This window comes from Clostridium sp. (genome assembly GCF_050717515.1).
Classification (GTDB): Bacteria; Bacillota; Clostridia; order Clostridiales; family Clostridiaceae; genus Clostridium_AD.
The window spans coordinates 15,165-32,250 of record NZ_JBOITL010000023.1 but is presented as its reverse complement, the minus strand read 5'-3'; the positions used below and the strand labels follow the sequence as shown (position 1 = coordinate 32,250).

13 protein-coding genes, 1 other RNA gene and 1 pseudogene are annotated in these 17,086 nt (G+C 31.4%); 9 read left to right on the top strand and 6 right to left on the bottom strand.

The annotated features are described in order from the left end of the window. Nucleotides 1-208: 208 nt before the first annotated feature. The 4 genes and pseudogenes from ACREV6_RS08155 to ACREV6_RS08140 form a co-directional block, all read right to left on the bottom strand. A pseudogene (locus ACREV6_RS08155) lies at nt 209-1,465 on the bottom strand (serine hydrolase domain-containing protein). A 170-nt stretch (nt 1,466-1,635) separates the two neighbouring features. Beyond that, nucleotides 1,636-1,914, bottom strand: a complete 279-nt coding sequence (locus ACREV6_RS08150; RefSeq protein WP_431577514.1) for a CD3324 family protein — start codon at nt 1,912-1,914, stop codon at nt 1,636-1,638. A gap of 400 nt (nt 1,915-2,314) precedes the next feature. Further along, complete coding sequence (locus tag ACREV6_RS08145) at nt 2,315-2,680, bottom strand: DUF4363 family protein (RefSeq protein ID WP_431577513.1); 366 nt, start codon at nt 2,678-2,680, stop codon at nt 2,315-2,317. A 24-nt stretch (nt 2,681-2,704) separates the two neighbouring features. Continuing rightward, nucleotides 2,705-3,409: a DUF421 domain-containing protein gene (locus ACREV6_RS08140; RefSeq protein ID WP_431577512.1), complete on the bottom strand. Its 705-nt coding sequence runs from the start codon at nt 3,407-3,409 to the stop codon at nt 2,705-2,707. A gap of 251 nt (nt 3,410-3,660) precedes the next feature. Between ACREV6_RS08140 and ACREV6_RS08135 the strand changes: the two genes are divergently transcribed. The 6 genes from ACREV6_RS08135 (at nt 3,661) to ACREV6_RS08110 (ending at nt 10,957) form a co-directional block, all read left to right on the top strand. Beyond that, the gene (locus ACREV6_RS08135; protein ID WP_431577511.1) at nt 3,661-5,448 is read left to right on the top strand and encodes a sigma-54 interaction domain-containing protein; all 1,788 of its coding nucleotides are present in this window, start codon (nt 3,661-3,663) and stop codon (nt 5,446-5,448) included. Nucleotides 5,449-5,682: 234 nt separating this feature from the next. Beyond that, nucleotides 5,683-7,038, top strand: a complete 1,356-nt coding sequence (locus tag ACREV6_RS08130) for an L-cysteine desulfidase family protein (protein ID WP_431577510.1) — start codon at nt 5,683-5,685, stop codon at nt 7,036-7,038. A gap of 165 nt (nt 7,039-7,203) precedes the next feature. After that, nucleotides 7,204-7,392, top strand: a non-coding RNA gene (ssrS, locus tag ACREV6_RS08125) — 6S RNA. A gap of 253 nt (nt 7,393-7,645) precedes the next feature. Continuing rightward, a complete protein-coding gene (locus tag ACREV6_RS08120) occupies nt 7,646-8,449 on the top strand; it encodes a hypothetical protein (protein WP_431577509.1) in 804 nt (267 codons plus the stop codon). 13 nt (nt 8,450-8,462) lie between these two features. Then, nucleotides 8,463-9,581, top strand: coding sequence for an ATP-binding protein (locus ACREV6_RS08115; protein WP_431577508.1), 1,119 nt, complete (start codon nt 8,463-8,465; stop codon nt 9,579-9,581). A gap of 8 nt (nt 9,582-9,589) precedes the next feature. Continuing rightward, nucleotides 9,590-10,957, top strand: coding sequence for a vWA domain-containing protein (locus tag ACREV6_RS08110; RefSeq protein ID WP_431577507.1), 1,368 nt, complete (start codon nt 9,590-9,592; stop codon nt 10,955-10,957). Here ACREV6_RS08110 and ACREV6_RS08105 read toward each other — a convergent pair. Then, nucleotides 10,954-11,148: a hypothetical protein gene (locus ACREV6_RS08105; RefSeq protein ID WP_431577506.1), complete on the bottom strand. Its 195-nt coding sequence runs from the start codon at nt 11,146-11,148 to the stop codon at nt 10,954-10,956. The two genes, ACREV6_RS08110 and ACREV6_RS08105, sit on opposite strands and share 4 nt — an antisense overlap. Before the next feature lie 85 nt (nt 11,149-11,233). Further along, nucleotides 11,234-12,958, bottom strand: coding sequence for an alpha-glycosidase (locus ACREV6_RS08100; RefSeq protein ID WP_431577505.1), 1,725 nt, complete (start codon nt 12,956-12,958; stop codon nt 11,234-11,236). Between the two features lie 576 nt (nt 12,959-13,534). On the opposite strand from ACREV6_RS08100, the gene ACREV6_RS08095 reads away from it, so the two are divergent. From ACREV6_RS08095 to ACREV6_RS08085, 3 genes are all read left to right on the top strand, one after another. Then, nucleotides 13,535-14,803 (top strand): sugar ABC transporter substrate-binding protein, encoded by a 1,269-nt coding sequence (locus ACREV6_RS08095; RefSeq protein WP_431577504.1) that lies wholly within the window; start codon nt 13,535-13,537, stop codon nt 14,801-14,803. 84 nt (nt 14,804-14,887) lie between these two features. Continuing rightward, nucleotides 14,888-16,174, top strand: coding sequence for a carbohydrate ABC transporter permease (locus ACREV6_RS08090; RefSeq protein ID WP_431577503.1), 1,287 nt, complete (start codon nt 14,888-14,890; stop codon nt 16,172-16,174). Then, a complete protein-coding gene (locus ACREV6_RS08085; protein WP_431577502.1) occupies nt 16,174-17,016 on the top strand; it encodes a sugar ABC transporter permease in 843 nt (280 codons plus the stop codon). Before ACREV6_RS08090 ends, ACREV6_RS08085 begins: the two co-directional genes overlap by 1 nt. Nucleotides 17,017-17,086: the final 70 nt, after the last annotated feature.

The window sequence follows — 17,086 nt, the reverse complement described above, 5'->3', positions numbered from 1 at the left end:
CTAAGAAAAAAAGAACTTGTTTCAAAAAATGCGCTCATAATGCAAGCCTATAAATTTTGCTTTAATGTACAACTGCTTAAAGTTATAAGAAGTAGAGTCAAGCAGAATTATGCTTTTTAATTTGTTAGGATACATTTTTGCGTATTACTGTACACATAGTCCACCAAAGGAATGTCCCATTACTATTTTAATTAACTTTCACTGCATATTAAATATTAATCTTCTTCTTAATTCCATCAAAATAAACCTCTCCCTTAATATTTTTTTCGAAAATATACTCCTGATCTATCCAAATGTGATGGAATGTGTTTTCAGATATTGGATAAATGGGCATTACCCATTTATTGTTTTGTATAAAATATAGGTTATCTTCATCTCTTTTAACTTCAAGTATAAAACCATCTTCTTCATATATACCAACATAACTATCATAAACATTTAGATCCAAATCAAATTCTATAGGCTTTGAGGGTATATAACACTCCTCATCAAAAACTATTTTTGCAATGTTTTCATTAATATTAAATGAATTGGAAAATCCATAATTACTCAATACAAGAATGGTAACTTTATCATCTATATATCTATGGAATTGGTGGCTAAAGCCGCTCCCACCACCACTATGGTGAACCCTTTTACGATTGTGGTTTTTATCTATCATCCAGCCGTACCCATAGTTTTCTTTGTAGGGTGTGAAAATCTCATTCATTGTGTCTTTTGATACAAGTTTTTCACTGTATAGGGATTGATCCCACAAGAGCATGTCTTCTACAGTAGAATAGATGGCTCCTGCTGAAAAAACACTCATTGTATCTATTTCGCTGCATATTAACTTTTCCATACTTACATAATATCCACTTGCTTTATTAGGAAGAATCTAAATGTAGTCATCAAGACCAGTATTATTCATTCCTAAAGGCTTGAAAATATTATCTTTTAAAAATTCAATATAAGACTTTCCTGAAACTCGTTCAATTATAACACCAAGTAAATAATACCCAAAATAGCAATAGCTCCAACCTTCACCTGGTTGGAATTCCAGAGGCATATCTTTAAAAAGGTAAAATACTTCCTTATGCGTATATAAGCGTTTCCCAAGCATAAGATAGGGGTCAACTACTGAAAAATCACTACAAAGGCCAGAGGTATGTGTCATTAAATGATGAATTGTTATTCTTTCATCAAGTTCTGGATAATCAGGAAAAAACTTTTTCAGGCTATCGTAAACATTAAGTAGTCCTCTTTCCTTTAGGATCATAATGCCCATACAGGTAATCTGTTTTGTAAGAGAAGCAATTTTATACTTTGTTTTTGTTGTATTTGCAGCGCCGTGTTCTATGCTTGCCATACCATAGCTTTTATTAAATATAACTTGTCCATTATTTACTACTAAAATGGCCCCACTAAATGGCCATAGCTTAGTATACGCATCTAAATATTCATTTATTTTATAATTAATACTCATTAAACTTCACCTTCTGTTTATATATTTTATAAAATTATAGTGTTTGAAGAATTACTATATACGATAATTTTAACTTAGTACCCTATGAAGCAAAAGGGGAAGAACTTTTCTGCATTGTTTTTTACACAATAAAAGCTACCACCCCCAATGTGAGAGCAGTAGCTTTTAATCTACGAACCTTTTGTATATACAATTTTTTTAATACTATCAATTGAGAGGAAAAATTCCTTAGCTAAAACTTTGATTGTATACCCTTTTTTATGCCTTACACATATATCTTGATTTCTGTTTTTTATAAAATCTCGATTTCCTGAATTTTCTCCCCACTTTTTTCTTGTTTGACCTTGAGATGGAACATATAAATATCCACCTTGAATGTACTTTTGAATTTCAACAACTAAATTATCAGGTAAAATTACTCCAGCATTTACATAATTCACAAAGCTCATCTCCTTAAAATTATATTTTAATAAGGAAACAAAGCCTGTACATGTATGAGTTTTAATTATTAAAGGCGAGATCTATGTCTCTGTGCAAACTCGCCCAAGCCATACTTACAGACTTTGCACAGAGTTTTGTGTCCTTTTCATAATTATTGAATCCAATGCGCATATTATCACTTCCTAAATAAGAATGTTACATTACAAATAGTATCAAATTTTGTATAAAATATCAATTGATTTTTGTATTTGCGACTATAAAAGATTCTCTTAAAAGGATTGGGATATAGAAAGTATAATGTTTATTTTCAAAACAAACTCTTTTTTTCTTATATTATGCTAGCAATATATACTTTTAGTTATAGCATAATATAAGAAAAAATCTTTTGATTTAAAAGAACAGTATAAACTATCGCGTTAGTTCCTCCCAATTTTCAACAATCTCATTTAATTCTATTAGAGTGCTGGGTTTATCTTCAGCGGTTATGGAGCCGTGAAGTCTAGCTATATTTAAACTTATATTATATATTTCATCCCGCTCAACACTAAATTGAATGCGAGGTATTATTTTTTTCCAGGCAAAGTCTATACTTGCGATATCTTGCTGAAGCATATCCCATTTTTCAACTTTTGCATGTTCTATAGATAATTCTACAAGAGCAACCACATCTTCTGAGGAATTGTGAGGTTTTTTAAAATAATTACTGCCTAACATTAATAATACAAATATTGCTAAAGTAACTATTGGTATAGAATAGGATATAAATTTTTTCATAACTTTAATTTACTCCTTTATACTTTATTTATTATTATCTTTCATATGATCATCATAAAGATCTATATGTAAGCCACTGGTTGCATTGTAGGTAGCTAAGAACACTTGAGAAGCATCACTTATACCTTTCTTTTTTAATTTAGTCATTAGCCACTTTTCACTCCGATGTATGCTTTCTAAGTTATCTGGCACAATAGATCCATCATAAATTACTTCAAAATCAATACTAGCAGCGGAAGTTTTAATATTTAAATCCCTTGGGGTAACTGGATCACATTCAGGCTTTTTTAAGATGGATAGTTGACCGTCTTTTTCCAGGATTGCGTAAGCCACTTGCTCTAAGTCGAAAATACCTTTATCTCTTAACTGTGATAGAAGGTCGCCTATGGTGTATCGAAATTTTTTCATGGATTCTTCAAGTATTTTTCCGTTTATAATAACAATGGTTGCCTGTCCATCTAGGTACTTTTCAGCAGTTTTTGATTTAAGGGTTATTAATTGTAAAATTAAACATAAAGCAGTCCAAGTAAACAGGCCTACCCAATGAGGCCAAGCTCTACTAGTTAAATCTGTAGTTAGAGAGGAGGCGGTAGAGCCTATAGTTATACCAACTACATAATCAAAAAAAGTCAGTTGACTGACCTGCTGCTTGCCGAGAATACGGGTAAATATCAATAAGGTAAAAAACCCGATTACTCCTCTCACTAGTACTATTAGTCCCTCATTCATGGAAACAACACCTTCCTTCAATAATATTGTGTCCAAATTTATAATTTGTATTAATTCTAGAAAATTTAAATGAAATAGTTTAATTGGTTGTTAACTGTCCCCGGCTTTTAAATGAAATAATTTAATTAGTTGTTAACTGTCCCCAGATCTCCCCAGCTCTGGGCATGGCAAGAAACTTGCCACTTGCCACGTGGGTGGCAGCAGATATATAATGAGTGTGAATCTAAGTAAAAAGCAAAAGGATGATAAAGATGGATTTGATAAAAATTGTTTCAAATGTTCAGAAAATTTCTGAGGCAATATCAAGTGTCATAAGGGTAGATGTGACTGTTGTAGATAATAATTATAATAGAATAGCAGGTACTGGAAGATATAGAAATTGTATTGGTGAAAAAGTAAATGAAAAATCTGCTTTTGGTTTTTCTTTAACTCGTGGAGAAAGTTTTATTATTGAAAATCCAGGGCAACATTTTACATGCTTAGAATGTGAGAATGCACACAATTGTGAGGAATTTGCAGAGGTCTGTTGTCCAATTCATGTAGGAAAGGACACTGTTGGAGTAATTGGGCTTATTGCGTTTGAAGAAGAGCAACGGGATGCTATTATTAACAATAAAGAAAACCTAATGAATTTTTTAAATAGAATGGCGGACTTAATATCATCAAAGCTATTAGAACAGGAAAATACAGAGCAAATAAAGCTTTTAGTAAGTGAACTTGAGATAGTTCTTGATGCTGTAGATAGAGGAATTATAGCAGCGGATCACGCAGGAAATATTCTTCATTATAATACTAAAGCAGCGGAGCTTTTTAAGCTCCAGGGAAATCAAATTTTAAATACCAATATAAAAAAAATTATCGGTAGTCTAGATTTTGATCTGCTTATTGATGAACATAAGAATTTAAAAAACAAAGAATTCACTTATAATAGGAATGACCACCATTTTAGAGGCGTTTTTGATGCAAAGCCTATTAGTATTGGTGATAAAAGCTTTGGCATCGTATGTTCTTTTAGTAATATTTCTGATTTGTTAAAAACAGTAAACCGCATGACTACAGGGACTATAGTTACTTCTTTTGACAGTATTATAGGTAGTAGTTCTTGTTTAGAGCAGGTTAAAATAGAAGCCAAAAAAGCTTCTAAATCTACTTCTACAGTACTTATTCAGGGAGAAAGTGGAACGGGAAAAGAATTATTTGCAAGGGCTGTTCACTTTTATAGTGCTAGAGCTAAGGGGCCTTTTATTCCAATAAATTGCGCAGCTATTCCAGAAGGATTACTAGAAAGTGAGCTTTTTGGATATGAAGATGGAGCATTTACAGGAGCGAGAAGAGGAGGCAAGGCAGGGAAATTTGAACTGGCAAATAAGGGAACTATATTTTTGGATGAAATTGGAGATATGCCTATTCATCTTCAAACTAAACTTTTAAGGGTAGTGCAGGAATATGTTATTGAAAAGATTGGCGGAAAAGAATCCATTCCTATAGATGTAAGAATTATTGCAGCTACAAATAAAGATTTAGAAAAAAAAGTATTGGAAGGAGAGTTTAGGCAAGATTTGTTTTATAGATTGAATGTAATTCCACTTAATATACCTCCATTAAGGGAACGAAAAGATGATATAGTGGTTCTTGTGGATTATCTTTTGGAAAAATGCAACCTTAAGCTAGAAAAGCATATAAGTAAAATAGAGGATGCGGTATTAGATATTTTTGTGAACTGCCAATGGCCAGGGAACGTACGTGAACTGGAAAACACCATAGAATATGCGGTAAATATGTGTGGTAGTTCAGTTATAAAATGTGACGATTTGCCTAAGCGGTTGAAAGTTTCACCAGCTACTTTAGAAATCAATCAAAATATAGGGATTATACCTATTAAGGAATTAGAGAAAAAAGAAATCTTAAAAGCTTTAGAACATTTTGGACATAGCAAACAAGCGATTACAAAGGCAGCGGAGGCTTTAGAATTAAGCAGAGCAACACTATATAGAAAATTAAAAGAATATAAAATAGAACAGTATCAAAATGAGAAATAAATCTCATTTTGATACTGTTTTTACTTAGATTTTATCATTATGAGAAAAACAATATTGAAAGGGCTATTCCAAGTATTATTTTTTTGGCATGAATATTGCTTTAATATGTATTAGGCATCTGCAAAAAAAGAACATTCATAAGAAACACATAAGTTTTTGGTATATTTGATGGATCTTATTGGAATGCATAGTACTATAGCCTACAGTAGGCTAATACATAGAGGGAGTGATTTTATGAAATTAAGAAATCTTATAGTTGAAACACTGAAAGAAGAAGTAGTTCCTGCCATGGGATGTACTGAGCCAGTAGCTGTTGCGCTTGCTTGTGCAAAGGCTAAAGAATTAATGACCTTTAATTATATAGAGAGTGCAGAAGTTTTTGTTAGTCCTAACATATATAAAAATGGATTATCAGTTGGTATACCAAATACAAAGGAAGTTGGGCTTCATATCGCAGCGGCCCTTGGGTTTATTGGTGGAGAAAGTGAAAAGGATTTAAGAGTACTTGAAGGAATTAATGAAAGGCAAGTACAACTTGCGAAAGAACTTTTGCATAGTGGAAAAGTATCATTGGACATTAAAGATACTGAAGACAAGATTTATGTAGAAGTAAATCTTGTGACAGACAAAGGCAATTGTAGTGTGATCATAAGCGGAAAACATAATAGATTTGTTTATATTGAAAGACTAGGAGAAGTCCTTTTAGATTTAAGAAAAGAAGATAAAAAAAGCAATGTGGGAAAAAATATTTTATATGGTTTAAAAATAAGAGAAATTATAAAGGAAATTGAGAAAATTCCTCATGAAGATATTGCTTTTATGTTAGATGGAGTAGTGATGAATGAGGCTATAGCTAAAATTGGACTTAAAGAAAAAATGGGCATGGGAGTTGGATTTAGTCTTAAGAAAGGTATGGAGCAAGGGGTTCTTTGTGAGGACTTAATGACTTCTTCAATGATGCTAACTGCAGCTGCTAGCGATGCTAGAATGTCCGGAATAAATTTATCTGTTATGAGTAGTAACGGAAGTGGAAATAATGGGCTTACAGCGATTTTACCATTAGTAGCGTACAAAAATAAATTTAATGTGACTGATGAAAAACTGGCTAAAGCAGTTGCAATAAGTCATATTATGAATAGCTATATAAAACATTATATAGGAAGATTATCAGCGCTTTGTGCTTGTGGTGTTGCAGCTGGAACTGGTTCAGGGGTAGCTATAGCATGGTTAATGGGTGCGAGTGAAGAGCAAATAGATGGCGTTATAAAGAACACCCTTGCAAATACAAGCGGTATGATATGTGATGGTGCAAAAGAAGGATGTGCATTAAAACTTTCCACATCTGCATCAGTTGCTGTGCAGTCCGCAGTTTTGGCTATAAATGGTTCTATTGTACCGGCAAGAAATGGAATTGTGGCAGAAACTGCAGAAGATACAATTATGAATTTAGGAGTTTTATCTTCAGAAGGCATGAATATTGCTGATGTTGTTATATTAAAAACTATGAAGAAAATGCAAAAAGAGTTTGAGACCCTACCATCAAATGAATATTCGAAAACATGCTTAAAAAAACAAGGTATTATTGCATAGCATTTAATAAAATAAAGAATAAGTGAGAATGTATTATATTTTATATCATATTATCAATAAATTTTTTTATAAAAACCTTAATTTACTATTGAATTTTATTTTAATTCTGATATAATAAAATTAATAGATAGTAACTAAACTTACTTAAAAATTTTATATAAATCTATATTTCTGGGATATTCGTGAAGCTCTTATTTTCAACCTACAGTATTAATACGGGAGTTCAAGATCTAGATGCATATTAGGCCTATAAGACCAATATTTAAGTGGCAAGGACTGCTAAACATCTCTGAGGACACCCACCTATCATAAAGATAGGTGCAAAAATTGGGGCAACGGTACCTTGGATTATAAATTTTAAAATTTTGGTTCGTTTATAAAAGAGATAGAAATATCTCTTTTTTTAGTTTACAAAAAAATATTAAAATTATATTAAAATTGTAAAATATGAAATAGTGGGGACGAAAATAGTTGGGGACGGTTAACAACTATTTATACTTTTCTTTTTTATGGTATAATTGTATTAAATTAATAAGGCAGTTATAAAAAAATACTAGATTAATGAATAGTTGCTTTTTGAATATGCCTAGTATAGAGGTGAAGTTTTATGACAGATGATAAAATTCTTCAAATGATAGATAGTAACCCAATTATTATAAAAAATATTAAAGAGCTTAGTGAAGAAATGAAAATTAGGGCTATAAAAAAAGATGGGATAATGATACGTTATATAAAAAATCCTACAAAAGAGATGCAAGACATGGCAATAAAAAATAATTGTATGGCCATTGAGTTTATAGAAAATCCAACCTATGATATGCAAAAATATGTTGTGTCAAAAATCTGGAATGCTTTAGACTTTATTCAAAACCCTTGTGAAGAATTAATAAAGCTTGCTATTTCGCAAAAGGGGTATGCAATAAAATATGCTAAAAATCCCAGTGTTGAATTACAAAAATTGGCTATAGAGAGAGATTATGACTCTATAAGATTTATAGACAATCCAATTGAAAAAATACAACTTTTAGCTATAGAAAAAAATTATGAGACTTTAAGATATATAGAAAATGCAACTACAAAGGCGGAGATATTGGCCATTACGGAAAATGAAGCTGCTATAAAGTTCATTTCAAATATAGATGAAAATAAAAAAATATTGTTCTTAAAACACAACTCTCTGGTAATAAAATATTTTATTAATGACTTGCCAAGAGATGTTGTAGAGATGACTTTTAGAGAGGCCTTATCTAAAGAAGATATATCAGAAAAATATGTAAGGGATTTTATGAACTGTGAAAGTATAAATGAAAAATATGGGAATATATCATTGGATAAAACCATTTTTATTTATAAATATGGAAGTAAAACCTGCAAAAAAATAGCAGTTGATGAAAAACTGAAGATGATTTAAGAGGAGATAAATTATGAATTTTAAAGATACGCTGCAAAGCGCGGAACTTGTTATAGAAACGGATGAAGTACCAATAATTGTAGGAGAAAGCGGTATAGGAAAAACTGCCCTAGCGAAAGAGCTAGCAAGAAAGAAAGGTTGGAGCCTAGTTACTATAGATGGAAACCTTTTAAAAGAAGGGGAAATAGGCGGTCTCCCAACAGTTGAGAACTATAGTTTTAAGGATGATAGCGGTAGGGCTATTAGTAAAAAAAATACTGTTTATGCAGTTCACACAAAGCTGCAGGAAATAGACAGTTTGATAGATGATGGCAAAGAAGTGTTTTTATTTATTGATGAAATAAACCGTTGTGAGCATACTGTGCAACAAGAACTTATGAATCTTATACTAAACAGAGATATAAATGGGTATAAGCTTCATGATAAAGTAAAAATATTAGCTGCAATGAATCCTTCTAGTAAATATGGAGATGATGTTGATTATCAAGTAGTTGATATGGATGCAGCACAAGAAAATAGATTTGTTTGGCTTTATATGGAAAGCGATTCAAAAGCTTGGCTGACCTGGGCTATTGAAAATACAATAGAGCAAAAGGTTATAGAGTTTATATCTACTTTCCCAGAATATTTACAAAGTACACTAAAGGATGAGCAGATAAAAGCAACTCCTAGAAGCTTTGAAAGGGTTTCTAAGAGCTATAGGATTTACAAAACAAATAAAGATAAGATTCCTAAAAGAGTATTTTTAAATATTCTAAAAGGTAATTTAGGTGATAGAATTGCTCATGAGTTTATGGCGTTTGAACAGGAGAATAATAAACCTTTAATTTCTTATGAAGAGGTGTTTAATCCTTCAGAATTGACACAAGAAGTTATAGCGAAAGTAAAAAAAGAAAGCCACACAAGATTATATCTTATAGCAAAGAATATATTGCATAACTTAGATAGAAAAGAAATTTTAAATAGCGATATAATAAGATTTGTAGAATTTTTGGGGTTATATCCTGTGGACCTAGGGGTAGGGATTATGAAAGATGTTAAAGAGAGTTATAATAATGTTTATAAGTTATGCTTGGAAAATGAAGCTTTCGTTGAAATGTATTTTAAGGCCTATAATGAGATAAAAGGCTAGGTGATATTATGGGAAAAGTATTTGAAAGTCTTAAAAACTCACTTTACGACGAAATCTCTAATGTAAAAGCAATTGAAGACATGCCAAAAGATTTTAATGAAGATTTTTTGAAACTTGTCACCATGGTTGATTTTATGCTCATAGAAGACAATGAAAACTTCTATGGTTATTTTCTGCTTCAAATGTCTAGAGAGATAAAATATGATATAACTTCGCCTACAGCTGTAAATTTTAAATTGTCTAAATATGTAATTTATTTTAATCCCTATATTTTTTTGAATCTTACAGGGGATCAGATGAAAAGCACTATTAAACATGAGATTTATCATATATTATCATTTCATCTAAATCGTGCAAAAATACTTAAAACAAAATATAGTAGCTTGGCTATTAATATGGCAATGGATATAGTAGTTAATCAGCATCTAAAGGATCTTCCACACTTTGCTACAACTTTAGATAGTATAAATTTTAAGTATAGTTTAAAGATGCAACCCTATATGATTATGGAGTATTATGCGGATAAAATTCAAATGGCTCTAAATTTATTAGAGGAAAAAGATGAAAGTAAGGAAGATGAGTCTAAGTACGAGCAGATAAAAAAAGAATATGATGCTTCTAAAACTCATGATTTGTGGGAAGAATCCACAGAAATAGATGAGGAGACTCTTAAAAATTTTACCGAGAAATTTGTAACGTTTGCAGAGAAGGGCGCAGTTCCTCTTTATTTGGAAGGTATGATTAAGGGCCTTACAGGGAAAAAAGGTGAAATTCCTTGGAATATGTATCTAAAAAAAATGATGGGAACACTAGAAGGTGACAAAAAGAAGACTATTACAAGAAGAAGTAGACGCCAACCCAATAGATTAGATTTAAGAGGAGAACTTAGAGGGCATACAGCTAGAATTACATTGGCTATAGATATAAGTGGAAGTATTAGTGATGAGGAATTTCATGGAGCAATAAAAGAGGTTTTTAATATTGTAAAAACTTATAAACATGAAATAACACTGATTGAATGTGATACAGAAATAAGACAAGTATACAAGGTGAAATCCATTAATAATGTACGCCAGCGAAGCAGTACTGGCGGTGGTGGTACAAAATTTACACCGGTTTTTAATTATGTGAATAATACTGATACAAACATACTAATATATTTTACAGATGGAAAGGGTGAAGTGAACCTAGGGGTAACGCCAAAATGCTATAAAACCTTGTGGGTTATTTCAGGACGTGGTGATAAACTTTCATTAGGACAGCCATTTGGCACGGTAAAAAAACTAAAACCTGTAGACATAAAAGAGGACACTGAGGATAGGATGGATGTAATGGTGGATGGTTTTTCTGGGAATCACCATGAGCCAATATATTAAGAATTTTTTTCTATTTGTCCAAATTGATTTTTCTTAGGAATGGGCTTTAGATCATGTCCAACCTCTGCAGCTTCAACATTAGATACTAAGGAAAAGTCTATTTTATATTTCTTCATTGATGCCAAAACTGTTTCCTCTTGCATATTAAAATTAATAATTTTACCTATGTGTACATGTGAATCAATTTTCATTTATAAATCCTCCTATCAAAATTTCTTACAGCTTAAAGATAAAAAGGGGCATGCCTTTATCAATGACTGCCCCGCTTTTTTGTTGCTATAATTTTAATATTTCGAATTTCATAGGTTCTAATATTAATCCATTGTTTAATTTTACTTTCTGTGAAGTGAAAACATCTATAGCAGTGTTGTCTAAAGACAACTTAACAGTATACTCCTCGTCACTATTGTTAATAGCAATTAATAGGGTTTCATCTTCATAACTTCTTTGGAAAACCAATACGTTATCTTTGCAATAAAGTCTTTTGTAATCTCCATAAATTAAAGCTTTATTATTTTTCCTAAGAGATATCATAGTCTTGTAGTGGTTTAATAATTCTTTGTTTTGTTTTTCGGCGTCCCAAATCATGCATTTTCTACACTGAGGATCCTCACCACCATTAAGACCTATTTCATCTCCATAATAAATATATGGAACTCCTTGGTAGCAAAATTGGAAGGCAATTGCAAGCTTCATTCTGTCTACATTGTTCTCACATTCAGTTAAAAATCTCTTAGTATCATGGCTACCCATTAGATTCCAGAGTTGCCTTGTGATACTGTCCATGTAAAGAGTCCTATTAGAGGATAGTATGTCCTCAAATTTTTCTACAGGAATGCTTCTATTTGCGAAGAAATCCACTAAGGCAGATTTAAAAGGATAGTTCATTATGCTGTCCATCTGATCTCCTTTTAAGAAGGAATTTGCTTCATGCATTATTTCTCCAACAATAACAGCATCTTTGTTAGCGGATTTAACTACTTTATTAAAGGCCCTCCAAAAATCATGGTCAACTTCATCGCAAACATCCAGTCTCCAACCATCAATTCCTATTTCTTTTACCCAATATTCTCCCACCTTTAATAAATACTCTCTTGCCTCTTTATTATGAGTATTTAATTTAGGCATGCTGCTTACGTCATTAGCAAAAGTATAGTAGTTCACCTTATCAGTAGTAACCGGGTAACTATCTATAAAATACCACTCCTTATAGGTTGAAGCTTCTTGCTTTTCTAGTAAATCTTGAAAGGCAAAAAAGTCGCTTCCAGAATGATTGAATACAGCATCAAAAATAATTTTCATTCCTTTTTCATGACATTTTTTTATTAACTCTTTTGCTGTATCTAAAGTTCCAAACTGAGGGTCTATGTCATAATAATCTGCTGTATTATATTTATGGTTTGAGGAAGATTTGAATATCGGAGTTAAGTAAATTAAATCAACACCTAATTCTTCTAAATAGTCTAACTTATTAATAATTCCTTGAAGATCTCCACCAAACATAGATTCGACTTTTACTGAGGTGCCCCAGGGGGAAGTGTTTTTAGGGTCAATACACTTGTTCCCATTGTAAAAACGATCTGGAAAAATTTGATATACAACTGATTCTTGCAGCCAAGTAGCTTGTTCATATATATCTCCCTGTGCTAAATAGGCAAATTGAAAAGCTGTGAACTCTTTTAGAGTTGGAGCCCTATCTCTAAAGCCTCTTTCATCAAAATATATTATGTTATTATTCCAATCAATTAGCTCAAAGTAATATCTATATCTGTTTCTCTCTACAGATACTTCTGTTTCAAAATAATCAAACAAGTCAGCTTGAGCTGTAATTTTCATTTCTTTAACATCATATGGGTTATCCCAGTTATATCTATCTTTATAATGTAAATTACACTTTTTAACATCGTTTTTTGCGGTTCTTAAACGAAGCACTAGGGTGTTTAAATCTTTGCCATAGGCATAGGGTGTTTCAGTAATATGGTATATTGCATGTTTATTCATTTTAATCTACCTCACTTTTATGTTTAACCAAGGCATATGATAAAAATAAACAGTGGAAGTTGTCATAGATATTTTTTGTATGCCCTAGTATATTTATGAAGCAATTATAGCATAAGCATTTAGTGGTAATTGTATATACTTCGTAAAATATGTATATACACTATGCGATTTTATTTGTAGTTATTGACCGAAATTTAAAAAAATGTTAAAGGCATAGAATAATAAGAAAAGTGAGTTGATTATTTGGAATTCTATATATACAAAGGGAATTATCAGGGTAACTGTATATTTTGTGAATGCGTTTGCACAAAATAATTTCTATTTCATGAGAACATTATTATAATAGAAGTAAATTAAATTTGTAATTGAGAGACGTTAAACTAAAGATTATACTGTTTCTAAGTGATTTTATAGATATTTAATAATAATATAAGAAAAATGACTATATTTAAATAAATGAAATTTAACTATAATAGTGTTTGACAGTTGAGAAAATTCGGTTTATAATTAAATCATGCAAACGCTTGCAAGGATTTGCAATGACGTTACAAGAATACTATTTTAGGGGGATTAAATATGAAAAGAAAAGTATTAAGTCTATTATTAGCTTTAACATGTACTGTATCATTAGCGGCATGTGGCACTAAAAAAGTAGCAGAAAAAGCACCAGCAGCTAAAGAAGGAGTTACAACTGAAGCGAAACCTGAATCAGGAGCTAAACTAGTAGTTTGGACTGCTAAAGGTGTTGAAACAGAATATATGAAAGTTATTGGTACTGAGTTTGAAAAGAAATACGGAGTAAAAGTTACATACGAAGAAGTAGGAGCTGTTGATGCTAAAGGCAAAATGGCTACAGATGGACCAGCTGGAGTAGGTGCTGATGTATTTGATGCACCACATGATCACACTGGAGAACTTGTATCATCAGGTTTAATTTTAGAAAATAGCCTATTTGCAGAAAGAGTTAAGAAGGACTATTTAAAATCAGCCGTAGATGCAGTATCATATGAGGGTAAGGTTTACGGATACCCAACAGCAATAGAAACTTATGGATTGTTTTACAATAAAGATGTATTCCCAACAGCACCAAAAACTTATGAAGAGATAATCGCAAAAGCTAAAACGTTTAACAATGCAAAATCAAATAAATTTGCATTTATGTGGGATGTTGGAAATGCTTACTTCTCTCATAGTTTTATAGCAGGAGGCGGCGGTTATATTTTTAAAAATGGAACTGATAAAACTGACGTAGGTATTGATTCACCTGGAGCAATTGAAGGAGCAAAATCTTTGATGGACTTGAAAAAAGTTTTGCCAATTAATGCAGCAGATTCATCTGCTATTATTATGGAAGGTTTATTTAATGAAGGAAAAATAGGAGCTATGATAGATGGACCATGGGCAGTATCAGGTTGCGAAAAATCTAAAGTTAAATTTGGTGTAGCACCATTACCTAAATTAACTGATGGAAAACAACAATCAAGTTTATCAGGAGTAAAAACATTATTTGTTAGTGCTTATTCAAAATATCCAATAGCAGCTCAAATGTTCGCTAGTTTAGCAACATCGGATGAAATGTTATTAAAAAGATATGAATTAACTAAACAAATACCACCAGTAACAAAACTAATGGAAAACGCTAAAATCAAAGGCAATCCAATGGTTGCACCATTTTTAGAGCAAATAAAATATTCTGTACCAATGCCATCAATTCCTCAAATGGGACTTGTTTGGACTCCATACGGAGCAGCATTTTCATCAATGTGGAATGACGGAGTTGCTCCTGAAAAAGCACTTAAAACTGCAGCTAAAACTGTAAGAGACGCAATAGCAGCTCAAAAATAATTAGTTGTAAATAGAAATTAGTCATTTGCTATATAGCAAATGACTAATTTTAAATAAAATTCTATCCGATTTAGGAGGTATGAAATGAGAAAATCAAAAAAATCAACTCTTTTCTCTGTGCTCTTTATGGGCCTTGGACAAATATATAACAAAGAAATATTCAAAGGAATTATGTTTGCAATTATAGAAATAGTAGCTATATTTAATATAAGATATTTTTCAACATCAATAAATGGTCTAATTTCACTAGGAGATTCTGGTCTGAAATTTGTAAATGGGCTAGCAACAGGAGATCATTCTATTTTCTTATTGATTGAAGGGCTTATAGCTGTTGTTGTTTTATTTCTTGTAATTTCAGTATACATACTTAATATCTATGATGCAAAACGAGCAGGTGAAAACATAGAAAAAGGCAATAAACCACTAAATACAAAAGAATTTTTGAGTTATGTGTGGGAAAAATATTTTCCTCATATCATGCTAACACCTGGATTTTTGTTTATTGCATTTTTTATTGTAGTTCCTATTCTGTCCACCATAGCAATAGCATTTACTAACTATTCAAGTCCTAATCATTTGCCACCAAGGAACTTAGTTGATTGGGTAGGATTTGATAATTTTAAACAATTAGTAAATATGAAAATGTGGAGCAGTACTCTTCTAAGAGTAGGAATTTGGACAATTATATTTGCTGTAGTAACCACTGCTAGTACCTTTTTTGTAGGCTTGTTCTTAGCACTAATAACTAATGTTAAGGGAATAAGATTTAAAAAGTTTTTTAGAACAATTTTTCTTTTGCCTTATGCTATACCAGGATTTATATCCTTACTTATAATGAGATTAGCATTTAGTGGACCTGGCCCAGTAAATAATATGCTAGCTTCCTTTGGAATAAAAAAAATGCCTTTTTTTTCAGACCCACTACTTGCGAAAATAATGGTTCTAATAATAGCCGTTTGGTTAGGAGCACCTTATTTTATGGCACTTATGTCAGGAATACTTACTAATATAGACAAGTCTCTATATGAAGCTTCTGAAATTGATGGCGCAACTAAGTGGCAACAGTTTTCTAAAATCACATTGCCTTTAGTGCTTTTTCAAACATTGCCACTATTGACAATGACTTTTGCTTATAATTTTAATAACTTTGGAATGATTTATTTGTTAACAGATGGTAATCCAATTAATGGAAACATGCAATATGCAGGAGATACTGATATTTTAATTTCCTGGATTTATAAGATGACAAAGGATCAGAATCAATTCCATATGGCAGCTGTAGTTACCATTATAATATTTATTTTTGTTGCAAGTATTTCAGCATTTACGTTTAGTAAAACCAAAGCCTTCAAAGAGGAGGATATGATGTAATGAATAAAAAAATGAATTTATCTAGTTTAATTCGAAAAATATTAGTATATGCTCTATTGGTGTTACTATGTATAGTAACAGTGACACCTGTAATTTGGATTGTTATGTCCTCATTCAATAGCGGTACAAGTTTATTTAGTTCTTCTATAATTCCTAAAAACCCAACATTAATCCATTATAAAGAGTTGTTTACACAAACTGATTTTCCAAAATGGTATATGAATACATTAAAAATTGCTACAATTAATATGTTTTTGTCAGTTATACTAACAACACTTTCTGCCTATGCATTTTCTAGATTTAAATTTAAGGGTAGAAGGCAAGGACTTATGGCAATGATGATTTTGCAAATGTTTCCTGCATTCTTAGCTATGGCTGCTACATTTATTCTAATAAGTAAGTTAGGATTATTAAATAGTCATTGGGGGTTAATTCTTGTGTATGTGGGTGGACAAATACCATATAATACTTGGTTATGCAAGGGCTTTTTCGATGGTATTCCTAAAAGCTTAGATGAAGCTGCAAAAATAGATGGAGCTTCAAATATGACTATTTTCGTAAAAGTAATATTACCTTTAGCAAAGCCAATAATTACATTAGTTGCACTTACAAACTTTATGGCACCTTGGTTTGATTTTATATTTCCTCAAATAATATTAAAAAGCAGTGAGAAGAAAACGCTTGCTATGGGATTATTTGAATGGGTTCAGAAACAACAAAACACTCAATTTACAATGTTTGCTGCGGGTGCAATTCTAGTTGCTATTCCAATTACATTATTATTTGTATATTTACAAAAATATATTGTAGAAGGACTATCATCCGGTGCTACTAAAGGTTAGTTTTTATAATTAGATATCATCTAGACTAACATACTAATTAGTTATTTTAGATGATGTTTAAAACTTGAAC